General features: G+C 38.1%; 20 protein-coding genes. 13 read left to right on the top strand and 7 right to left on the bottom strand.

Features of this window, described 5'->3' with window-relative positions:
• The first annotated feature begins 19 nt into the window (after positions 1-19).
• Positions 20-1,372 carry a dihydrolipoamide acetyltransferase family protein gene (locus IC621_RS11730; protein ID WP_191158498.1) on the top strand — a complete coding sequence of 451 codons (1,353 nt, stop codon included), beginning with the start codon at positions 20-22 and terminating at the stop codon, positions 1,370-1,372.
• A 3-nt stretch (positions 1,373-1,375) separates the two neighbouring features.
• The gene (gene lpdA / locus IC621_RS11735; RefSeq protein ID WP_191158499.1) at positions 1,376-2,788 is read left to right on the top strand and encodes a dihydrolipoyl dehydrogenase; all 1,413 of its coding nucleotides are present in this window, start codon (positions 1,376-1,378) and stop codon (positions 2,786-2,788) included.
• Positions 2,789-3,288: 500 nt separating this feature from the next.
• Here the strand turns inward: lpdA and IC621_RS11740 are convergent, their stop codons facing one another.
• Together IC621_RS11740 and IC621_RS11745 are read right to left on the bottom strand one after the other, a co-directional pair.
• Complete coding sequence (locus IC621_RS11740; RefSeq protein WP_191158500.1) at positions 3,289-3,663, bottom strand: hypothetical protein; 375 nt, start codon at positions 3,661-3,663, stop codon at positions 3,289-3,291.
• A gap of 630 nt (positions 3,664-4,293) precedes the next feature.
• Complete coding sequence (locus IC621_RS11745) at positions 4,294-5,829, bottom strand: glycine betaine uptake BCCT transporter (RefSeq protein WP_191158501.1); 1,536 nt, start codon at positions 5,827-5,829, stop codon at positions 4,294-4,296.
• Positions 5,830-5,960: 131 nt separating this feature from the next.
• Between IC621_RS11745 and IC621_RS11750 the strand changes: the two genes are divergently transcribed.
• Positions 5,961-6,818 (top strand): polysaccharide deacetylase family protein, encoded by an 858-nt coding sequence (locus IC621_RS11750; protein ID WP_224752484.1) that lies wholly within the window; start codon positions 5,961-5,963, stop codon positions 6,816-6,818.
• Between the two features lie 308 nt (positions 6,819-7,126).
• On the opposite strand, the gene IC621_RS11755 is transcribed toward IC621_RS11750, so the two are convergent.
• Positions 7,127-7,531: a DUF1885 family protein gene (locus tag IC621_RS11755; protein WP_396653009.1), complete on the bottom strand. Its 405-nt coding sequence runs from the start codon at positions 7,529-7,531 to the stop codon at positions 7,127-7,129.
• 149 nt (positions 7,532-7,680) lie between these two features.
• Between IC621_RS11755 and IC621_RS11760 the strand changes: the two genes are divergently transcribed.
• Together IC621_RS11760 and IC621_RS11765 are read left to right on the top strand one after the other, a co-directional pair.
• Positions 7,681-7,980 (top strand): DUF3055 domain-containing protein, encoded by a 300-nt coding sequence (locus IC621_RS11760; RefSeq protein WP_191158504.1) that lies wholly within the window; start codon positions 7,681-7,683, stop codon positions 7,978-7,980.
• 491 nt (positions 7,981-8,471) lie between these two features.
• A complete protein-coding gene (locus tag IC621_RS11765; RefSeq protein ID WP_191158505.1) occupies positions 8,472-8,600 on the top strand; it encodes a GapA-binding peptide SR1P in 129 nt (42 codons plus the stop codon).
• A 295-nt stretch (positions 8,601-8,895) separates the two neighbouring features.
• On the opposite strand, the gene IC621_RS11770 is transcribed toward IC621_RS11765, so the two are convergent.
• Positions 8,896-9,813, bottom strand: a complete 918-nt coding sequence (locus tag IC621_RS11770) for a LysR family transcriptional regulator (RefSeq protein WP_191158506.1) — start codon at positions 9,811-9,813, stop codon at positions 8,896-8,898.
• 90 nt (positions 9,814-9,903) lie between these two features.
• Here IC621_RS11770 and IC621_RS11775 point away from each other — a divergent pair, with 90 nt between their 5' ends.
• A complete protein-coding gene (locus tag IC621_RS11775) occupies positions 9,904-10,806 on the top strand; it encodes a DMT family transporter (RefSeq protein WP_191158507.1) in 903 nt (300 codons plus the stop codon).
• A gap of 124 nt (positions 10,807-10,930) precedes the next feature.
• Here the strand turns inward: IC621_RS11775 and IC621_RS11780 are convergent, their stop codons facing one another.
• Positions 10,931-12,403, bottom strand: coding sequence for an aminotransferase class I/II-fold pyridoxal phosphate-dependent enzyme (locus IC621_RS11780; protein ID WP_191158508.1), 1,473 nt, complete (start codon positions 12,401-12,403; stop codon positions 10,931-10,933).
• A gap of 257 nt (positions 12,404-12,660) precedes the next feature.
• Between IC621_RS11780 and IC621_RS11785 the strand changes: the two genes are divergently transcribed.
• The gene (locus tag IC621_RS11785) at positions 12,661-13,617 is read left to right on the top strand and encodes an NAD(P)H-dependent flavin oxidoreductase (protein ID WP_191158509.1); all 957 of its coding nucleotides are present in this window, start codon (positions 12,661-12,663) and stop codon (positions 13,615-13,617) included.
• Between the two features lie 62 nt (positions 13,618-13,679).
• The gene (locus IC621_RS11790; RefSeq protein WP_191158607.1) at positions 13,680-13,949 is read left to right on the top strand and encodes a UPF0223 family protein; all 270 of its coding nucleotides are present in this window, start codon (positions 13,680-13,682) and stop codon (positions 13,947-13,949) included.
• A gap of 232 nt (positions 13,950-14,181) precedes the next feature.
• On the opposite strand, the gene IC621_RS11795 is transcribed toward IC621_RS11790, so the two are convergent.
• On the bottom strand, positions 14,182-14,823 hold the full coding sequence (locus IC621_RS11795; protein ID WP_191158510.1) for a YktB family protein: 642 nt from the start codon (positions 14,821-14,823) through the stop codon (positions 14,182-14,184).
• 312 nt (positions 14,824-15,135) lie between these two features.
• On the opposite strand from IC621_RS11795, the gene IC621_RS11800 reads away from it, so the two are divergent.
• Positions 15,136-15,324, top strand: coding sequence for a hypothetical protein (locus IC621_RS11800; protein WP_224752485.1), 189 nt, complete (start codon positions 15,136-15,138; stop codon positions 15,322-15,324).
• 145 nt (positions 15,325-15,469) lie between these two features.
• Positions 15,470-16,285: an inositol monophosphatase family protein gene (locus IC621_RS11805; RefSeq protein WP_191158512.1), complete on the top strand. Its 816-nt coding sequence runs from the start codon at positions 15,470-15,472 to the stop codon at positions 16,283-16,285.
• Between the two features lie 344 nt (positions 16,286-16,629).
• Here the strand turns inward: IC621_RS11805 and IC621_RS11810 are convergent, their stop codons facing one another.
• Positions 16,630-17,766 (bottom strand): glycerate kinase, encoded by a 1,137-nt coding sequence (locus IC621_RS11810; RefSeq protein WP_191158513.1) that lies wholly within the window; start codon positions 17,764-17,766, stop codon positions 16,630-16,632.
• A 691-nt stretch (positions 17,767-18,457) separates the two neighbouring features.
• On the opposite strand from IC621_RS11810, the gene IC621_RS11815 reads away from it, so the two are divergent.
• The 3 genes from IC621_RS11815 (at position 18,458) to IC621_RS11825 (ending at position 23,290) form a co-directional block, all read left to right on the top strand.
• Positions 18,458-19,627 carry a pyridoxal-phosphate-dependent aminotransferase family protein gene (locus IC621_RS11815; RefSeq protein ID WP_191158514.1) on the top strand — a complete coding sequence of 390 codons (1,170 nt, stop codon included), beginning with the start codon at positions 18,458-18,460 and terminating at the stop codon, positions 19,625-19,627.
• 334 nt (positions 19,628-19,961) lie between these two features.
• Positions 19,962-21,884 (top strand): sigma 54-interacting transcriptional regulator, encoded by a 1,923-nt coding sequence (locus IC621_RS11820; RefSeq protein ID WP_191158515.1) that lies wholly within the window; start codon positions 19,962-19,964, stop codon positions 21,882-21,884.
• The gene (locus tag IC621_RS11825) at positions 21,881-23,290 is read left to right on the top strand and encodes an FAD-binding oxidoreductase (protein ID WP_191158516.1); all 1,410 of its coding nucleotides are present in this window, start codon (positions 21,881-21,883) and stop codon (positions 23,288-23,290) included. Before IC621_RS11820 ends, IC621_RS11825 begins: the two co-directional genes overlap by 4 nt.
• Positions 23,291-23,295: the final 5 nt, after the last annotated feature.

The following is a 23,295-nucleotide window of genomic DNA, read 5'->3' on the forward strand; positions in this document are numbered from 1 at the left end:
TAATAGGAGGTTGAATATCGTGTCATTCGAATTCAAATTGCCAGATATCGGCGAAGGTATCCACGAAGGTGAAATCGTTAAGTGGTTTGTTAAACCAGGCGATGAAATAGAAGAAGATGATGTCATTGCCGAAGTCCAAAATGATAAGGCAGTAGTAGAAATCCCTTCTCCTGTAAAAGGAAAAGTAATCGAGCTTAAAGTTGAAGAGGGAACGGTTGCGACTGTTGGGCAAACAATTGTCACATTTGATGCACCAGGGTATGAAAACCTTAAGTTTAAAGGTGACGAAAGTGATGATGCCCCGAAAGAAGAGAAAACAGAAGGTCAAGTTCAATCCACGGCTGAAGCTGGTCAAGAAGTGAAAAAAGAAGAAGCTCCAGACGAAGAACCAAAAGGTGAAACCGGTGCAGGAGCTCAGGACCAAGCAGAAGCAGATCCGAACAAACGAGTTATCGCAATGCCATCTGTTCGTAAATATGCCCGGGAAAAAGGTGTGGAAATTCGTCAAGTTTCCGGTTCAGGCAAAAACGGCCGTGTTGTAAAAGAAGATATTGATTCCTTCTTAGATGGCGGTTCTAAACAAGCTGACGAAGCTAAAACAGAAGATCAACCTGCAAAAGAAGAGAAGTCCGAACAAAAAGCTGCGGCAAAAGCAATTCCAGAAGGCGACCTGCCTGAAACTCGTGAGAAAATGAGCGGAATCCGTAAAGCAATTGCAAAAGCTATGGTCAACTCTAAGCATACAGCGCCGCACGTAACATTAATGGACGAAGTGGATGTAACAAACCTTGTTGCTCACAGAAAACAATTCAAAACAGTTGCGGCAGACCAAGGTATTAAGTTAACATATTTACCGTACGTAGTGAAAGCTCTTACTTCAGCTCTTAAAAAGTACCCAGTTCTTAACACATCTATTGATGACAAAACAGACGAAGTTATTCAAAAGCATTACTACAACATTGGGATTGCTGCTGATACTGAAAAAGGTTTGTTAGTTCCTGTAGTAAAACATGCAGAGCGTAAATCTGTATTTGAAATCTCAGATGAAATTAATGGTTTAGCTACAAAAGCGCGTGAAGGTAAGCTTGCTCCTGCGGAAATGAAAGGTTCGTCTTGCACAATTACTAATATCGGATCTGCGGGCGGACAATGGTTCACACCGGTGATCAACCATCCTGAAGTAGCTATTTTAGGTATTGGCCGAATTGCTGAAAAAGCGATTGTACGTGATGGTGAAATTGTAGCAGCACCAGTCCTTGCTTTATCACTAAGCTTTGACCACCGTATAATCGACGGAGCAACTGCTCAGAATGCATTAAACCACATCAAGCGTTTACTGAATGATCCACAATTAATTTTAATGGAGGCGTAATCGATGGTAGTAGGAGATTTCCCAATTGAAACAGACACTCTTGTCATTGGTGCGGGTCCTGGCGGCTATGTAGCCGCTATCCGCGCAGCACAACTAGGACAAAAAGTTACAATCGTAGAAAAAGGCACTCTTGGCGGTGTGTGCTTAAACGTTGGTTGTATTCCATCTAAAGCTTTAATCGCTGCAGGACACCGTTATGAAAATGCAAAGCACTCTGAAGACATGGGAATCAAAGCAGAGAATGTCACTTTAGATTTCTCAAAAGTCCAAGAGTTCAAGCAAGGTGTTGTGAAGAAGCTGACTGGCGGAGTTGAAGGATTACTTAAAGGAAACAAAGTAGAAATCGTAAGTGGGGAAGCCTATTTTGTAGACAATGAGTCTGTGAAAGTAATGGACGAAAATTCATCCCAAACTTATAAATTCAAAAATGCAATCATTGCAACAGGATCACGTCCTATTGAAATTCCTGGATTTAAATATTCTGACCGTGTATTAGATTCTACCGGCGCCCTTAATTTAAAAGAAGCTCCTAAAAAGCTTGTCGTTATTGGGGCTGGATATATCGGAACTGAGTTAGGTACAGCTTACGCTAACTTTGGTACGGAAGTTGTGTTTATTGAAGCGCTTGACGATATTCTTGCAGGCTTTGAGAAGCAAATGAGCTCTTTAGTAAAACGTGGTCTAAAGAAAAAAGGAAATGTGGAAATTTTCACAAAGGCGAAAGCAAAATCTGTTGAAGAAACAGACAAAGGCGTAAAAGTGACATTCGAAGTAAAAGGTGAAGAACAAACGGTTGAAGCTGATTATCTGTTAGTGACTGTTGGACGTCGTCCAAACACAGATGAAATGGGCTTGGAGCAGGTTGGAGTAAAAATGTCTGACCGCGGTGTCATTGAAATTGACAAGCAATGTCGTACTAGTGTATCAAACATTTATGCGATTGGTGATATAGTAGAAGGACCTCCGCTAGCTCATAAAGCTTCTTATGAAGGAAAAATTGCAGCAGAAGCCATAGCTGGAGAACATGCTGAAATTGATTACTTGGGTATTCCTGCGGTTGTATTCTCTGAACCTGAGTTAGCAACAGTAGGCTATACTGAAGCCCAAGCAAAAGAAGAAGGAATTGAAGTAACAGCAGCTAAATTCCCGTTTGCAGCAAACGGCCGTGCCTTATCATTAAATTCTACTGAAGGCTTTATGAAACTCATCACTCGAAAAGAGGATGGTTTAGTCATTGGTGCCCAAATCGCCGGATCAAGTGCTTCAGATATGATTTCTGAGCTGAGCTTAGCAATTGAAGCAGGCATGACGGCTGAAGATATCGCCATGACCATTCACGCTCACCCAACATTAGGGGAGATCACAATGGAAGCTGCAGAAGTAGCGATCGGAAGCCCAATTCACATTGTAAAGTAAGGATAATATAAATCAAGCCTCAGTCAATTGACTGAGGCTTTTCCAATAGTATGAGAACGTTTAATTTGATTAAAGTATTAAACCTGCTAAAGAATGTTATCGTTGCCCAGCTCCGAGCGCCATAGCTCAAGATCCCAAGGCAACCCGTCAAGGAGCTTAAAGAACAACCTTTTTGGCGGGTTGGCTGAGGATTGAAAAGGCTCTATGTGAGCATTTAGTATTAAGAACAGAATGGTTTAGTTCAAAAAGGCATAGGGTGGTTTATGTAAATAGAAATCAGTTCTCTCGCTGATTTTATCACATTCCATCTCCGACCTCAGTTTTAGAGGTGAGAAGTGAGAGGTGAGAATAGAAGCAATCGGCGAAACACCGATTGCCTTCATTTCAGAGTTTTAAATTCACCAAAGGATAGGTGATTTTTATATAAAAGAAATCAGCTCCATTCCTGATTTCCTCAAATCTGACCTCCGACCTCCAGAAAAGCGCGCAGCGTTTTTCTACTATTGCGACAAGACTTTCAAAACAGGGTCAGTAATTTCTTCCTTGTCCATCACATTCCCTTTAATATGGATGACTATTTCATTGTTTTCTACAATTATAAGCGAAGGGTATGTATCAATGTCGAAAGGTCCTTCTTGCTGTGTTTGATAAACCTTCATGTTTTTTACTTCTGAAGGATATTCTTTTTTTAATTCTAGCAATGCGTCATAATAAACGGCTTCTTTATCCATGTTTTGCACATCAGAATAGAAAAGGATTTGGCGGTCTTTTAGCCCTTTTAAAGAATGGTCATTAGCAAAAAGCTGAGTCGGGCTGCATGCAGAAAGGATGAATAATGGAATTAGCAGAGAGAAAAATTTAATGGATCTAGCCATTTCCCACACCTCTTATTGTAAAAATAATGATCTATGACCTAAAGTTACTGATAATTACACGACTAAATTCCTAGATTTTATTAGATAAACTTGTAAATTAATCCTATTTTATCATACGAAAACTCTTTTTTTCCCAATGTCATCCAATTGTTACAAAAATGAAAAAATTTATGAATCTATTGTTTATTAGTAATTTAATATTAAAAAACATAAAAGGATGCCCGATTAGTTCGGACATCCTTTTAAAATTAATAATTTTAATGCTGCAGTGGTGTAAATTCGCGCAATAAGGTAAGGTCGTGCATAGAACCGCCAAAGTCGTTCATAGAAGAGGAACAGTCATTCATAGAAAGGTGAAACTCGAGCATAGACCGTCAAAACTCGTTCATAGAGATGAGGTCGTGCATAGAAGAGGGAAACTCGTTCATAGAGAGGTGATACTCACGTGTATAGACCGACAAAAACTCGGCAATAGAGAAGGGACCTTATATAGGAGACATCGCACCCATAAGAGGTGAACTCATCCAATTGCTGTTTGATACACCATCTAATCAATAAAGCTTTAAACCCAGCCTGATTATGTCTGCCCAAATTAAAAGAGTTGCGCAAAGGCAACCCTTTTAGCTTGATTTAATGATCTTTTTTTTCAACGACTTTCACTCGAATGACCTTTTCTTTAAATAAGGTTCTCCATAGAGCGACTACCATCAAAATCATAATAATTGCAAATGGCAAGGCTACTATAATAGCTGCTGTTTGCAGGGCCTCTAGGCCTCCAGTATACAAAAGAATAGCCGCAGTTGCCGATTGGATAAGACCCCAGACAAATTTAACTGAATTCGGGGGATTTAAGCTGCCGTTCGTTGTTTGCATGCCAAGTACAAATGTTGCTGAATCTGCGGATGTAATAAAAAAGGTACAAATTAACAAAATAGCAAGTATAGACATGAATGTTCCCATTGGAAAATTCTCTAATACAGCAAATAATGCAACTTCTGTTCCTCTTTCATTAATAATTTCAATGATCTCTATTCCTTGAAAATGCTGTAGAAATAAGCCTGCTCCTCCAAATACTGAAAACCATAGAGCGCCGAAAATAGTAGGAACAGCCAATACACCGATTACGAATTCCCTGACAGTACGACCTTTAGAAATTCTGGCAATAAACGTTCCCACAAATGGAGCCCAAGAAATCCACCAAGCCCAATAAAATAATGTCCAATCCTGTACCCAAGTATTTTCTTGATCAAACGGTGTTAATCTAAAGCTCAATGAAGGCAGGTTTTGGATGTAACTTCCAAGTGTAGTTGTGAAAAAGTCCATAATAAAGTTTGTTGGACCCGCAAAAAGCAGGAAAATCATTAGCAAGATGGCTAATACTACATTAATATTACTTAAATATTTGATGCCCTTGTTCAGCCCAGTTTGAGCCGAAACCATAAACAATACAGTGACAATGACAATGATCACTAATTGTGTAGCAAATCCATTTTCTATACCTGGAAATAAATAGGATGCACCGCCTCCGATTTGAATAGCTCCAAGGCCCAGAGAGGTGGCAACTCCAAAAATTGTAGCAAAAACAGCGATAAAATTAACTAATACCCCAAGCTTCCCGTCCACTTTGTCACCAAAAACAGGACGGAGGATATTGCTGATCACCCCGTTTTGATTATGCCTAAACGTGAAGTAAGCAAGTGCTAAAGCAATGACTGAATAAATGGCCCATGGATGTAAACCCCAATGGAAAAAAGAATAGCGCATAGCTGCACTAGCGGCAGCATCAGTGAATGCTTCTTGATTTGGAGGCGGTGCGCTGTAATGGCTGATTGGTTCGGAAACACCCCAGAATACCAATCCAATTCCCATACCGGCACTGAATAACATCGCAAACCAGGATAAATAGGAATACTCAGGCTCATCGTCATCTTTTCCGAGTTTAACATTGCCGAATTTGGAAAAAATGAGGCCGATCGCAAAAATTAAAAAAAAGGTGGCGGTCAATAAGTAAAACCAGCCGAACTTCTCAATAATAAAAGCTTGGATGAGACCTGTTACATTAGCAAGGTTGGCACTTCCGATCATACTTTCAGGAAGAATGCCCCAAATAATAAAAAGCACAGAAACGATAACTGAAACGACAAACACAGATGTTACTTTTTTCATTCGATAGTTTTCCTCCTTTATATTTGTTATGTAAAAGACACACGGTTGTTAGTGTAACATTTCTTCTTTTTATAGTGAAGCAATAAGGTTTATAATATACCTGGATGAAAAAACGAAATGGGGGACAGATTTTGTTTAAGTTATTAGTATTATGTTCGGTAAGCTTTATGCTTCTTTTTGTACAAGCATGCAGCTCACAGCAGGCCAATCAATCCACCAGCACTAAAGAAAGCAAAGACGAGGCGAAGGTCGAGGAAAGGAATGAATCAAATCAACAAAATGCAAAACCAAAAAAAGAAGAGAAATTAAACGAAGAGGATTCAAAAGACCTGCGGGATAATGATGACACGATTGAGCCCCAATATGAAATATCCCCTGAAACTTCCCTAGTCAAACCCCTTAAAGAAGGGATAAATGAAAAAGTTGTCCTGCTAACAATAGATGACGCACCAGATCAATACGCGCTTGAGATGGCTAAACACTTAAAAGATCTAGATGTAAAAGCGATCTTTTTTGTGAATGGACATTTTTTACGTTCGGATGAAGAAAAAGAAATTCTAAAAAAGATACATAGTATGGGATTTCCAATCGGAAATCATACAATGACCCATCAAAATTTAAACGACCTGACGAAAGAGCAGCAAAGAAAAGAAATTATTCAATTAAATCAATTAATAAAAGAAGTTACTGGTGAAAAGCCGAGATTTTTTAGGGCACCGTTTGGAGAAAATACAGAAACTAGTAAAAAGATCATCGAAGAAGAGCAAATGATTGCAATGAATTGGACCTATGGATATGATTGGGAATCAGAATACCAAAACAAGGAGGCCCTTACAAAAATCATGGTTGATAGTCCTTTTTTAACAAATGGAGCGAACCTGCTTATGCATGATCGTGTATGGACGAGAGATGCTTTACCTGATATAGTAAAAGGTCTTCAAAATAAAGGGTATACAATTGTGGACCCAGCCCTCATAAAAGGTCTGTAACGAAAAGCGCAGAACGCGAATCTTTCGGCGAAAAGCACAAGGTGAGCGGGCAGGGATTGACCCTGAGACCTGAGGGCCGGTGGCGCTCGGCCGGCAAAGGCGTCACGGCCTTATGCCTGCCGGCACTAGGACGTCCAGTCCGCCTGCGCTGGACAATGAGAACACTCTTCACCACGGTAATACTTTAACTAACTTAACCTTTCTGACATTCTAAGAAAATCGCTTCGTGGGGGTTCTAGAAGACAGATAATACAGGCTGGAATCTAAGAAATCGGCGAGTCAGCCGATTTCTTCTTTCAGTTCATCGCTTATTTCTTATTGAAAGACATTACTTTCCCGCTAAAAAGATGAAGTTCACCCTTCACTTTTTTTGCAATAAATTTGCAAAATTCATTTGCTTTGCCTTTATCCCCATGTGTCGCTTTTTCAGGCAGGAAAACTTGAATGTATGTGTGCTTCTGCTCGTTTTCATCCTTTTGCTGGACACTTAAGAAGATCTTGTAATATCCCCTTTCTTTAGATGCCAAGACTAAGTGATCGTCTACATCATCTACATCATATGGAAAAGCCGCATTTTCGTATCCCCAATCTAATTGCTGTCCAGTTTTTGAGGTGATTTCTTTATAATATTGAATATAATGAAGTAAATCTTCTCGGCTAAACCCCGTATCGGCTTCTCCAAGTTTAATAAATGCATAGCTGGCCAATCTCACATGCCCCCTTTGTTTGATAAGTTGCAATAATTAAAATTTTACATCTGTTTTGTTTGACTCGCAATAATTGATTAGGAAATAGGTCTCTTGCTACATGTGGAGGGATTATTGTATAATAAAAGTCAGAATATTCTGAAGGAGGGATTATCTTGAATATTTTCGAAAAGTTTTATGATGAAACTGAAAAGGCAAACGTTCGTTTCGTTGGCTTCTCGACAGAGGATATCAGATATGACTTTGGAATTGTTTATTCACACATGTTCTTCGGAAAACCCCTCGTTATTTGCATGCAAACAGGCCGCTCTGCTTTACTAGATTCAGAAGATTTAGAGGACCTTGATCACCTTCGCCAAGCATTTCATCTAGAATCCATAATTCAAGCAAAAAGCCTGGCTGATTTTTTAAAAGAAGCCATTCCCTCAATTCCGTTAAATACACAATATGATTGAACTACCCCCCTTATGCATGCTGCGGCTGATTGAAGCAGGGGATACCTATGTAGAGAGTTCTATTGGCTCTACAAATTAGGCTATCCTCTATTTCTTGAGGTTACCATTCATCGCTTTATTTCTAAGGTTTTTCCTGCATTCTATCTATGTTGTTGTGATGGAAGCCAAGTTTCTTCTCGAGAAATTCCAATATGATTTGACATTCTAACATTCTTCTAAATTATGACCTTAAAGCTTCATGATTTTAGCAAGGTCACTTTTGAAGAAGGTATTACAGTCTCTTGCATATAAAATAAGATAAAAACGATTCATTTCAAAGAATGATTTTTTCATAATCAATCATTTTTGGAATAATTCACCTTCTTATTTTTAAATGTGACATACAATTTAGGCTTGACGTTTTAATTGTGTTATATTATTATAGATTTACAAGGTATTTAAACGCTTTCAAAAAAAGGAAAGCCAATACTATGTGAAATGGGGTATGGGAGATGGGAACAATCGTATGCCAGGACTGCAATTCAACTATAAGTACTTTTCATGATGAAAAGGTAACGACTTTGTATGGCAAGTGTACGAATTGCGGCTGCCATAACGAAAAAATAGAAAAAAGATCTTAACAGGTCAAAAAGGGGTATTATTTTATATAAAAGGAAGCATGTAACGAAAGGGGCGTTACATGCTTTTTTTTGTGAGAAAGCAGAATTAGTTGATTTTTAATGTTTTTTTTGATGGATTTAATTTTAAACTTTAGGTTATATGGATTTCGTAAAGAATTTTTGTCACACTTTAAAGTGTCCAAATAGTTTTTTGAAAAGGCATGGTTTCGGAGTTCAAAGAGGATATTGGGAAGGGAAACAAGTAGGAAAAGAGCTGTTTTATGATCCTAAAATCGAGTAAAAGGGGGCTGGCCACTTACTCGATTTTATTTTTGTCTGAAAACCTTTCTGGTGTAAAAAACTCAGATTCACAAAATTTTTTCATGACGTAAATGAATTCTTTTGTAGCAGGTGTTACATCATCAAATGAGTGTGTAATCATCCCGATATCACGATTTATCCTTGGATTAATATCTTTAATGATTAGGTTATGAGAAACAGAAGAAAGTGAAAAATTTGAAATAATACCTATACCTAAGTTATTTTTGACCATATTAATTAAAGTTTCAGCATTTTGAACGGTTAAGTTCTCCTTAAACTCCATTTTATTTTGTTGAAATATTTTTGATATAGCGATTTCGTGTCCACCTTTACAAAAAATAATTTCATTTTGATATTTTTCCAGATCAATCTTTTTTTCTTGAGTTAATCGATGATTTTCAGGAATTATTGCAACCATATAATCATTGTTTACTATTTCAAATTCAAACGGCTCAAAGGGTGATGCCACGATACCCATATCAACCGTTCGATCCCCAACCCATTCTTTTATTTGATTTGAGGTTCCTTCTACTAATTCTATATTAACTAGCGGATAGTTTGACCTGAATAAAGCGATGGTCTTAGGTAATATATTTGTTGAGACAGCAGGAAAAGAACCCACTTTAATCTTTCCGCTTAGAAGTTTATTTTCTTGTTCAGCGACTTGATATATTTTGTTTTCAATACCTTTCATCTGTCTTGCCAAAACCAGAATTTCCTTTCCCGCTTCAGTGAGCATTACTCCATTTTGTTTATTCCTAATGAACAATTTAATAGTTAGAGACTTTTCTAAATTTTTAACCGCCTTACTTACTGCTGGTTGTGATATAAATAACTCTTTAGAAGCTTCTGTAATATTCAATTTTTCTGCAACTTTTATAAATATTCTTAGGTTGTTCATATTCATAACCATTTAGTTATCACCTATATTCGAAAAATGTATTTCAGTTATATATAAATATAACATACTATTAGATTACATTAAGAGAAAGGGGATTTTTTTATGTTCAAAGTTATCTTAGGGATCATTTCTGTTACACTCGTTTGGGGATATACATGGGTTACGATGAAAATAGCAATTAGTGACATCCCTCCGTTTTTATTTTCATCTTTACGTTTATTAATAGGGTCGATTCCTTTGTTTATCATTCTAATCATACAAAGGAAAAGGCTTTCTGTAGGGAAAGAGAATTTAAAAAACTATTTTATCATGAGCTTTTTAATGGCTTTAGGCTATATGGGAATATTGACTTATGGTATGCAATTTGTGGATTCGGGAAAAACGTCAGTTTTAGTGTACACAATGCCTATATTTGTCACCATTATTAGTCATTTTAAATTAAATGAGAAAATGAATATGTATAAAATGATTGGATTGCTATTTGGTCTGAGCGGTCTATTATTTATTTTAGGGTTAGAAATTATTAATTTCGATACAAAAGTAATTTTTGGAGAGTTATTGATAGTAATTTCAGCCGTTTGTTGGGGATTAGCAAATGTTTTCAGCAAACTAAAGTTTAAAAATATAGATATCATTCATATGAATGCTTGGCAGCTTATTATGGGAACATTCTTTTTATTCATTTTCTCTTTACTATTAGAACCGAACAACTCCATTCAGTGGTCTAATGAAGCCATTTTATCATTATTGTTTAATGGTTTGTTTTCTACTGCATTTACATTTGTCGTTTGGTTTTGGGTTTTAAATCAAATAGATGCAGCGAAAGCCTCTATGGCATTAATGTTTGTTCCTATATTAGGCATTATCTTTGGTTATCTGCAACTTGGGGAGGAGATCACATTTAGTATGATGATCGGAGCCATTTTTATATGTGCCGGGATCTTCATGAATACGTACAAATTTAAAAGAACTTCAGCAATAAAGAAACTAAGCGATGTATCATGAGATGATTTGTTATAACTGTTCAACTTTATATCAAACAATCACGGATCAACAAAGCTTGGAATTTTAGTTCTAATTCCATCCAACAAAACAGGATGATTCTATAAAAAGAATCATCCTTATACACCTATTGAATGGCTTTATGTTCTTTAATCACTCTGAAATTTTGAAGAGTGGGATCCTCTGGTCCTTGAACGGGAAGGCCTACTTCTAAATTTTTCTTGATATAAGATAAATTTTCCTCTGTTATGATTTCGCCTGGAATAAAAATTGGAATTCCTGGAGGATAGACCATAATGAACTCTGCAATAATTCTGCCTGCTGATTGATCAAATGGTACAACTTCTGTATTTGCATAAAAGGCATCCCTTGGAGTTAAAGCCAAAACTGGTATATCAGGCAGCAGCACCTCAGCTTTTGGTGCTTGATCGGATTCTCGGTGCATTTCGTCCGACAAATCTTGCAATGCATGAACTAGAATATCTGCTTCGTGTTTAGTATCGCCAGGTGTAATAATACAAAGAATATTGTAAATGTCTGATAGTTCAACTTCAATATTATGTTTTTCGCGAAGCCATTTTTCTACATCATATCCTGTTAATCCTAATTCTTTAACCGATATGATTAATTTTGTGGGATCATAATCAAAAGTTGCTTTTGTTCCAAGTATCTCATTTCCAATACAAGATAGATGCTCGATTTGATTAATTCTTCCTCGAATGCTATTTGCCAGCTGAATGGCTTTTTCAATCAGTTCCTTGCCTTCAGTAGCAAGGCGTCTGCGGGCTACGTCCAAAGATGAGAGCAATAAATAGGAAGTAGACGTAGTTGTCATCATGCTTAAAATGGATTGGACCCGGTGCGGTGAAATTAATCCTTCTTTTACATTGAGAATTGAGCTTTGTGTCATAGACCCGCCAAGCTTATGAACACTTGTGGCCGCCATGTCTGCACCAGCCTGCATCGCTGATAAAGGCAGCTCATCATGAAAATGAATGTGGACGCCGTGCGCCTCATCAACCAATACCGGTACACGATAGGAATGAGCAATTTCTACAATTCTTTTTAAATTTGCTGAGATTCCAAAATAGGTTGGATTGATCACTAAAACACCTTTTGCATCTGGATGCTGCTTTAGTGCTTTTTCTACAGATTCAGTTGTAATTCCGTGCGATATACCCAAATTCTTATCAATTTCCGGATGGATAAAAATGGGTGTTGCCCCAGAAAAAACAATAGCTGACATAACAGATTTGTGAACATTTCTCGGAACAATTATTTTGTCTCCAGGTCCGCAAACGGCCATTACCATCGTCATGATCGCACCGCTCGTCCCTTGAACTGAAAAAAATGTATAGTCCGCACCAAAAGCTTGAGCGGCTAAATCCTGTGCCTGTTTAATGATCCCCTTTGGAGAATGAAGATCATCAAGAGGTCCTATATTTATTAAATCTATAGAAAGTGCATTATCTCCGATAAAATTTCGAAATTCAGGATCAATGCCATTCCCTTTTTTATGGCCTGGTATGTGAAATTGGATCGGATCCTTTTTTGCATGGTTTAATAGCCCTGTAAATAATGGAGTGTGACTCTGCTGCAATTTACTTTCCCACCTTCTTTTAACGCAATTATTTTGTATCATGTATATTGTTTAAGTAATTTTTACATAAAACAAATGAATTGTATTATATTCTTCCCGTAAAGTAAAGAGTTTTTCTTTTAGTTAAGAAATAATCCCAGAAAAAATCGAATAATAAGACGCTAAACAGGACGAACGGACAGCTAGCATGTTATAAATACACTAATAAAAGGAATTTCTTTTGGAAGTTTCGCAGAGTGTATGGGGAGGGAATAAAAATGGAATGGAAAACACGTGTTACCGATTTATTGGGAATAAAATATCCAATTGTTCAAGGAGGGCTGGCCTATTTAGCATACTCTGAGCTTGCGAGTGCTGTGTCAAATGCAGGCGGCCTTGGTCAAATAACGGCAATGTCGTTACAAACTCCAGAAGAATTAAGAAGTGAGATTCGCAAAGTGAAAGAAAAAACAGATCAGCCATTTGGAGTAAACTATGCAATTGGTCAGCATGGCCGTCCTTTTGAGCATATGCTTGAAGTTGCCATAGAGGAGGAGGTACCCGTCATTTCCATGACAGGTGGAAATCCAGCTCCACTATTTAAACAATTAGAAGGAGTAAATGTAAAAAAGCTAGTATTAGTTGCTGCTCGAAGGCAAGCAGAAAAAGCTGCCGAGCTTGGTGCTGATGCGGTAATGGTTGTAGGACAGGAAGGGGGAGGCCATCTTGGAAAAAATGATACAGGAACATTCGTTTTAATTCCTCAAGTAGTCGATACTGTTTCGATTCCCGTTATCGCTTCCGGAGGCATTGGGGATGGAAGAGGATTAATGGCGGCCCTGAGCCTCGGCGCAGAAGGAATTGAAATGGGAACGAGATTTATTGCGACAAAAGAATGTGTGCATGCCCATGAACTGTACAAAAGGGCTTTAATAAAAGGAACAGAAAATGACACAATCATTATTAAGAGGAGCTTGGGCTCTCCTGGAAGAGCTATTATGAATTCCTGGACGGATCAAATTCTTTCCCTTGAATCAAAGCAGGGAGGGTATGAAGCTATAAAAGAATATATAAGCGGAAATGCTAACAAAAAATATATTTATGAAGGACTTGAAAACGAAGGATTTGCATGGGCTGGACAAGTGATGGGGCTTATAAAAGATGTTCCTAAAGTATCAGAGCTTTTTGAGCGGATGATTGGAGAGGCAAACACTATCCGGCAAAAATGGAAATAACTTTGACAAAACGAACAAATATGGTAGGTTTAGAAATGGAAAAGCATAGAAGAGGTGACAGCATGGAGTACCAATACCCTATTTCCCATGAATGGAGCACTGAAGAAATTATTGATGTCATTCGTTTTTATGAACATATTGAAAAAGCTTATGAAAAAGGGATCGTGAGAAAACATCTTATGACAGCTTATCGCCGCTTTAAGGAGATCGTTCCCAGCAAGTCTGAAGAAAAACAATTATGCCATGAATTTGAAGAGCTAAGCAGCTATTCGCCATATAGAACGGTTCAAAAGGCAAAGGCAGCACAAGACGGTGATTTAATTAAAATGTAAGAAAAAGTCTTTCGTCGGCAAGTATTAGGCGACCTGAAAAAAATTTGTTCTTTAACTATTTGAAGGAATGCACATGAGCACGCGATGACCACCTGAGTCTGGACAATTGTTTACAAAGCGAAGAGGCAAATCTTTATTCTAAAGGTTTGCCTCTTTTTGGTTTATCCATTTATGACAGCAGCCCTCAGGGAGATATCATAAATCTCGCAGAGTGACCAAACAAAAATTCCTTTTAAGAGCTAACTGCAGCCTTTTGAGCCAATTTATACAGCGGCAGAAGGGTTTGAAAAGTGTCTTCTACCTTTTGAATAAATTGCTTTCCGGTCATCTTTTTTACATCGTCGCGTGGTATATTAATTCCGCACAGCAATTCAGCTTTTTTAACGGTTTGCAGTCTTTCAAACATCTTATCGAAATCTTCCTTAGAAAGGTCGCTTTGTTTCACTGCATCAGGTACGGTGTGGTCAATTGACCAAACAAAGTCTGACGGGATTTGTCCTTTTATATTTCCCCACTCTTTTTTCAGCTCTTTGCCGTATTCTTCCTTTATGGGTGATTCGTAAATGATTGCAAACCAAACAAAAACGTGCGTTTCCCATAAGCCGATTTGAAAATGCGGATGCTTTTTATAGCCCCTTTTATTGTTTGCGAAAGCGACCCACGAATCATCAGGAGGGTTTACAGAGCGGCGTGCATGCTTGGCGACATGGGGAAACATTTCCTCGCCTGTAGCCGCGGAAAGAGTTGGGGCAAAATGTTCGCCAAGCTCTTCAAGTTTAGGGCGCACCCTTTCAATTAATGCTTCCATTCTTTCATCTAAACCATTTATTTTAAATACATTAAAATCCTTTTGTTTAAATCCTTTAAATCCCATAATTTCCTCCGATTCTGCCTTTTTTACGATTATTTTAGCATATTCGACATGAACAATAAAAAATTTTATGTAAGGCTTAGTTTTCTTCTTTTTTACTTACGAAATCATCCCAAAAAAAGTAAAATGTGTTTTGTAAGCGAGTAAAAGAGGTAAAGTTAAATAATAGGTAAACACACAATTTGTAACAGAGAGTTACAGATGAAAGCAAATCTTCATACGATATTAAAAACAAATAGTTATCTGAGAAGTCAATAAAACATACTGTACGGTCTTATCCACATTTAATCATTTATGAAAGGGGCGCGGAGGGAATTGAAACAGATTGTCAAGCAAGTACAAAAAAAAGAATCAGAAAATCGATTGGGAGTTTTAAGGTTAGAACTTGATTATGAACTAGCAACGCTCTTTGAGGCGATGGAAGAAAAAAATAATGAAAAAGTAAATGAATGCAAAAAAAAGCTGGAACGACTTCGAAAAGAATGGTTGAGACTGCAAGCATAAAGCTTCCGAGTCTAAACGAACCTTAGGTGGTTCGTTTTTGTCTGTAGGCCCTGGGCTGCTAAAGAGCAGTGGTTTGACTTGCATTTCTTTCATTCTTTCAAGTATCCTTAAAGCAGCGAAAGTTACATAAAAGTGAGGTATACATATGAATAATTGGGCGGAGATTGACAAATCTGCAAAAGAGTGGGTAAAAGAAGCCGGTGAGAGAATTCGGAGTTCTTTTAATACAACGTTATCGATTCAAACGAAATCAAACCCGAATGACCTCGTAACAAATATGGACAAAGAGACAGAACAATTTTTTCTAGAAAAAATCAGGAATACATATCCAGATCATTTCATTTTAGGTGAAGAGGGACAAGGCCATGAATTGGCTTCAACAGACGGAATTATTTGGATTATAGATCCGATTGACGGAACAATGAATTTTGTCCATCAGCAGCGAAATTTCGCCATTTCAATCGGGATATATGAAAATGGTATCGGAAAAATCGGTTTAATTTATGATGTCGTCCATAATGAACTTTATCATGCGGTAAAAGGTGAAGGAGCTTATATGAACGGTATAAAACTTCCTGATCTAAAAGATGTCCCGATAAGCGAGTCAATCCTTTCTTTAAATGCTACATGGGTCACTGAAAATAAAAGAATCGATCCAAATATTCTAGCTCCATTAGTAAGAGATGTGAGAGGAACCAGATCCTATGGATCAGCTGCAATCGAATTTGCTTATGTAGCAGCTGGAAGGCTGGATGGATACATTACTTTAAGATTAGCGCCTTGGGATTTTGCAGCAGGCTTGGTCATAATTGAGGAGGTAGGCGGGCTGACAACTACCCTCGATGGAGAAAAAATAAATTTATTGGATAAAAACAGTATACTAGTTGCAAGTAAAAGCATCCATCGGGCAATTTTATCTGATTATGTTAAAAAACAGCTGAAGGAAGATTACGATCGATGATGGAAGTTTCCATTCAATGCTTGACGCCGTATTAAAAGAATCATTTTTTAATCAATTTAAAAAGAGATGACCCACAACGCCCAGCGTCCAAAAAATATCACTTGTCTTATATTCTTCATTTAGAAGGGAAGAATTTGTGTAAGAGGTGCCAGGCACTTTCTATTGGGTCAACTCTTTGTTTTATGTCAATGAGTATTAACGTCCTTTATCGTAATCTAAACCCATACACTCTTAGGGGTAAAAATATAGCTTTCAGAATGGGCATCAAAGCCAAGTTGGAAACAAAATAACCATTTCAACAATCGAAACAATGCATGATTTTTCAGCTATGTCAGTTCATAAGACTAAAATTTAATAAGGTTTAAAGTTGCCGCGACGTTCTTAGCAGTGAGAGAAACATACTCCTCTGCATTCCTAAATGCATCTGTTAAGGAAACGGCGCCAGGTACGACACTAAATAAGGCATCTATTCCATGTTCATTGACGATATCACTATCAGTCGAAATAGAACCAGCAATTCCTATTACAGGAAGGTGATATTTTTTTGCAGCTTTAGCAACACCAACCGGAGTTTTTCCATGTATGGATTGGCTGTCAATTCTTCCTTCACCCGTTATAACTAAAGTGGCATCTTTAAGATGCTTTTCAAATTGAACGGCCTTCAAAACGATCTCAACGCCGCTCTTTAATTCAGCAGATAAGACGGAAAGCAGCCCAAAACCTAAACCGCCTGCAGCACCCGCGCCAGGAGTATCTCGGACTTCTTTATGTATCGTTTCTTCCATTACCCTTGCATAATGTTGAAGATTGAGATCCAAAATTTCAACAAGGTCAGGGGTTGCGCCTTTTTGTGGACCAAAAATAGCAGACGCTCCTTTATGGCCTGTTAAAGGGTTGTCAACATCACATGCCACTTCAATCGTGACGTTCGCAATTCGATCATTAAGTGAAGAAAGGTCAACTGCAGCTAATTTGTTTAACTGACCTCCGCCATATCCGATCTGATCACCGTTATCATCAAGAAGTTTCCCGCCAAGTGCTTGTATCATTCCAGCCCCGCCATCGTTTGTTGCGCTGCCGCCCAGTCCGATAATGATATGGGTAGCCCCGTAGTCCAAAGCAGCTAAAATCAGTTCTCCTGTGCCCCAGCTAGTAGTTAAAAGCGGATTTCGTTTTTCCGGCGGGACAAGATGAAGTCCAGAGGCAGCTGCCATCTCGATAACAGCTGTTTTACCGTCTCCTAGCATTCCGAAAAAGGCTGGGACCGGGTTACCTAACGGCCCTATTACTATTTTCTCTATAATTTGTCCTTCTGTTGCGTCAACTAAAGATTGAACTGTACCTTCACCGCCATCTGCCATCGGTACTTTTATATAAGTCGCATCAGGAAATACTTGTTTAAATCCTTTTTCTATGGAACTAGCAACTTCCAAAGCTGTTAAACTTTCCTTAAATGAATCAGGTGCTATGACAATTTTCATCGGTATCTCTCCACTCTATAATATAAACTAACAATAAAAACTTCAAAGATTATAGGTACTATAATAGCCGTTGATTAAACCTTAAAGCTCTCAAACAAATTTTCCAATGACCTCCAATCATTTTGCTGTATGTTAACCCCTGCATAATTCCTGCATTTTTTGACGGAAATTTCTGCTTGATCTCTATATGGCACAGTTAATAATGACCAGGCTATTGATCCGTAACCTTAGGGACTGCTGGAAGATAGCGGAAATAATAAATGGAAGCGCTCTTATTTTATAGTTTTAACAAGGATCTGTAGAAACTGATAGTATGATTACCCTCAAATCTCCATTTAAAAAGTGTCTACTATTGCTTTTCTTTTAATTATAAATGAGATAGTACATAATTTTCTATATCTTTTAGTATATGTATAGCTATAAATCCTTTGAAAAAGAAGAAATGCTCTAAAAAAGGTGTCTGAGTAAACAGTTGAACTGGAGTGATAGGTAAAAAAATTGCATATCGGAAGTGGCAAAAAGCGTTTCATATTGTTTCGATATGAAACGCTTATTTGTTTTATTATGAAACGTTAAAACGGATTTATTTCTAGATTTAATCGTAATACCAGCATTTTTTACATTTGGCATGGAACTTGCTTTATAAAAGGGTAAGTAAGTTAGTACTAAAATTTATTTAGGAGGGTGAAAAATGTTTTCAGAAAAAATGGATTTACGTTTACCTGGACCTGTGCAGGTTCCAAAGGAAATACAGATGGCCATGCTCCGAACCTTTGACCACCCAATGATGGATTATCGAAATGAAGAGTTTCAGGAAATATTAAAGGAAACAACAGATGCATCAAAGATCATTTTCCAAACGGATAACCCGGTTTATGTGTTAACTGCAAGTGGAGCTTCAGCCTTAGAAACATCAATGGTTAATTTAGTTGGTCCTTCAGACACGATTATAATCTGCTCGATTGGCTATTTTGGTGAGTATTTAACAGAAATTGCCGAACATATTGGGGTTAAAGTGATAAAAATTGAAGCGAGTTGGGGAGAAACTGTAGACCCAGAAGATGTAAGAAACGTATTGAAGAAACACACTGAAGTGAAGGCTGTTTATGCCACTCATTGTGAAACATCAACAGGAGCTGTTAATCCAATTAAAGAGATTGCTAATGTTGTAAAGGAAACGGATGCTGTATTTGTGGTCGATGCTGTGAGCTCGATTGTAGGCACCCCATTATATATGGATGAATGGGGAATAGATATAGTGGCTGCAGGTGGTCAAAAAGCATTAATGCTTCCTCCAGGAATTGCCTTAATGACATTAAGTGAAAAAGCATGGTCAGCTATTGAGAGACATCAATGCCCGTCCTTTTATTTTGATTTAAAAAAATACAGAAACTTTCTGCCAAGCGGTCATACCCCATACACACCGAATATTGCCCTTGTCAATGGATTGCTGGAAGCATGCCGCATGATTAGAAAAGCTGGTGGAATTGAAGCTGAATACAGACGACATGCTTGTTTGCGCGATATGACTAGAGCTGGCGTCCGAGAATTAGGATTGAAGTTATTGGTAGAAGATTCTGCTGCAAGCCCTACTTTGACTTCGGTTGTAGTTGATTTCACGGATGCTGATCAATTTAGAAAAATGATGCGCAAGGATTTGCATGTAGCCCTTGGCGGCGGCTTAGGTCAATTAAAAGGAAAATTGCTTCGCCTTGGTCATATGGGCTATACCGATGCCGCGGATATTCTAAAAATGTTCGGTGCCCTGGAGTTAGGATTGAGGCGAACTGGTGTTAATGTTGAGCTTGGTGCCGGAGTGGCTGCTGCGCAAAAGTTCTGGCTTGAAAATCCACACTGTTAATTCTTTCGTTGGAAAGATGAATGCAACAAGAAACTAGATTCGGTTAGGATTGTGGCCTGTGTAATTATCCCGGTAACGGTGCAAAAAATCCGATAACGGAGCAAAAATCCGGTAACGGTCCAATTATCAAGATAACAGTGTTTTAACCCGATAACGGTGTAATATCCGTTTAGTCTAATAGAAAAAAGTGATAAAAATTTATCCAAATGAAATGGACAATGAGCATCCTATCTACTATCACAATCAATTGATACCCCCAAAAAATAAAATTCTAAGTTATGGTTTAATAATATAATAGAATTAGAAAACGATTGATTCATTTTGGAGGGAGAACATGTCTTCGATTGTGATGATAGTGCCGTTTAAGGATTTAGCAGATAGGTCAAAAGAGGCTTGCCTCAAATCTGGAACTCAAATTCCTATATATAATGTCAAGATGGATAAAGTTGTAGAAGTGGCAAAAGAAGTGGAAAGCAGTGGCGCAGAAGTGATTATTTCCCGCGGGATGGCTGCGTTGAAAATCATGGAATCAGCGGTGAGAATTCCAGTCGTTTCTATCCCGATTAATGGATTTGATCTGCTAAGGGCTTATGTGAATGCAAAAAAATTAGGAGAACGAATTGGTATTGTAGATACGCCAAAAATGATAAGCAGTGTTGAAAGCTTAGAGGCTATTCTTGATATTAAAATAGAGAAAATTCCGGTTCATTCGTTAAATGAAATAGAACAAGCGGTTAATATTCTAATTGAAAAAGGAATCGATGTTTTAATAGGAAAGTTCACTTATGTTCAATCTGCAAAACGGATGGGTGTCAAATCCGTGATGTTGAAATCAGGAGTAGATTCCATTTTACAGGCAATTAGAGAAGCAGAAAATATAGTGAGGGTTAGGCGAAAGGAAATAAAACGAACGAAACAAATGCAGGCAATCCTTGACTTTATTACAGATGGTGTAATTTCTGTTGATAATAAAGGAATTGTGACCGTTTGCAACCCCGCAATTGAAAAAATGCTCAATATTCCTTACGGGAATATGATTGGCAGAAACATTGATGATCTATTATCTAATTCTCGTATTTCTACCATACTGGAAACTGAAAAGGAAGAAATTAATCGTATACAAGAAATCAATGGCATGAAAATGATAGCCAATCACATTCCTATTCATCATGAAAATCAGGTGCTGGGTGTTGTTAGTACTTTTCAGGAAATAAACAAGCTGCAGCAAAAAGAGCAAGAAATACGGAAAAAACTTGCCGATCATGGTCATATCACAAAATATAAAATGGACCAAATTGTTGGAGAAAGTGAAAAATTTCTACAAGCTATTAGCAAAGCTAAAAAGTATGCAAAGGTGGATTCTACGATATTACTTACGGGGGCAACTGGGGTGGGGAAGGAAGTATTTGCTCATATCATCCACAGTGAAAGCTCTAGATCAAAAGGTCCGTTTGTTGCTGTCAACTGTGCAGCTATACCAGCAGCTCTATTGGAAAGTGAGTTGTTCGGATATGTAGAAGGAGCATTTAGCGGTGCTAAAAAAGGAGGCAAAATGGGCCTTTTTGAAATGGCCCATAGAGGCACGATTTTTCTTGATGAAATTGGAGAGATGGAAGAGCTGCTGCAAGCAAGGATCTTAAGAGTGCTTCAGGAAGCGGAAGTTAGAAGACTAGGTGATGACCGTGTTATCCCAATTAATATCCGGGTTATAGCAGCCACTAATCGGGATTTAGAAGCCCAAATTGCAAAAGAAAAATTCAGATCCGATCTATACTATAGAATTAATATACTGAATATTACGATCCCTTCCTTACAAGAAAGAAAAGAAGACATCCCTATATTGTGTCAGCATTTCCTTAAAGAATTAAGTTCTAACGTGGGAAAAGAATTAATTGGTTTTGAACCAGAGGCCATTAAACTATTCCAAACATACGATTGGCCGGGTAACATTCGAGAGTTACGAAATATTGTTGAAAGATCAATGATTCTATCACCAGAAAAGACGATATCCTATTCCACTGTTTTAGAAGCAGGCGGTTCACCATTTGAAAAGCTGACCCAGAAGAATGAGTGGGATGTAAAGGAAATGATCGCCGATACAAATAATCAAGGCTTGCTCGAAAATGAAAAGGCATACATTAACCGAGTGTTAAAACAAGTAAACGGTAATAAAACTGAAGCAGCTAAAATACTGGGGATTGGACGATCTACTCTATGGCGAAAATTAACCCATAATAAAGAAGGAGGCCCTAAATGAACGAAAAACTGATTTTACACCTCAAAAAAATTTTTGGTGGAAATCGAGTATTGACAAGCAGAACGGATAGAATGACATATTCTTATGATGCTTCTTTTGCGACACAGCTGGATCCGAAAGAACCAGAAGTTGTTGTTATTCCTCAATCGACAGAGGAAGTCAGCGCGTGTGTGAAATTGGCAAATGAATATAAAATCCCTCTTTATCCACGAGGAGCAGGAACGGGGCAAACCGGAGGAGCGGTTCCCATTAAAGGTGGGATCGTAATCGATCTTTCCAAAATGAATCGAATAGTAGAAATCGATCATCAAAATATGCAGGTCATCGTTGAGCCTGGCGTTGTTCAAGCAGACCTGAATCAAGCTTTGAAAGAATATAATTTGCGCTTTCCACCTGACCCTGGGAGTGCAAAAATGTGTACGGTTGGAGGAATGGTCTCGAATAATTCGAGCGGTCTGAGAGCAGTAAAATATGGGGTCACCCGTACGTATGTACTTGGGCTTGAGGTCGTATTGCCAACGGGAGAGGTTATTATGACAGGAGGAGAGAAATCAAAAGCATTAAAATCTGTTTCGGGTTACGATCTTGCCCACTTAATGATCGGCTCTGAAGGGACGCTTGGAATTGTGACGAAATTGCGGTTGAAAATTCTTCCGCTGCCTGTAACGAGAGGGATCGTGTTAGCTTCATTTAAGAAATTAGAGGACGCAGGCGGAGCTGTGAATGCCACTTTTCGATCAGGTATTCAACCGTCTGCGATTGAAATCATGGATGTAAATTGTATGAAAGCGGCGAATATGATGAAACCAGATTTGAATTTACCAGACGATAATGAAGCTTTACTCATCTTTGAAGTAGACGGAAGTAAGGATGAGGTTACTGCTCAGGTTCACAGGTTGACAGAAGTGGTCAATGAATATTCAGTATTCGTTAAGTTCAGTGATGAACCCTTGGAATGTCAGACGCTTTGGGAAGCAAGACAAATTGTCGGAGCAGCAGTTGGTCTCTTAAATCCAGGTGGATTTAGAGTATATGGAGGGGAAGATATCTGTGTCCCAATATCCAGACTGCCGGAAGTTCTTAGAAGCATCCAAAATATAGCGGAATCTTATGGAATTATTTGTGGAATTTACGGTCACGTTGGCGATGGCAATCTTCATACAGGTCCTGTCATAAAGCTTAACAATAAAGTGGAAGTGGTGAATGTCCAGAAGATGATCGATGATATTCATAATTTGGCCATTGAGATGGAGGGAACGACGACAGCCGAACATGGAGTTGGGCTTGTGAGAGCAGAGTACATGGAGAAAGAACACGGTCCAGCGCTGGAGTTAATGCGGGCAATTAAAAAAACAATGGATCCCAACAACATTTTAAATCCTGGAAAGATGGCACTTCCAAATTAATTGAA

This window comes from Metabacillus arenae (genome assembly GCF_014773385.1).
GTDB lineage: Bacteria > Bacillota > Bacilli > Bacillales > Bacillaceae > Metabacillus_D > Metabacillus_D arenae.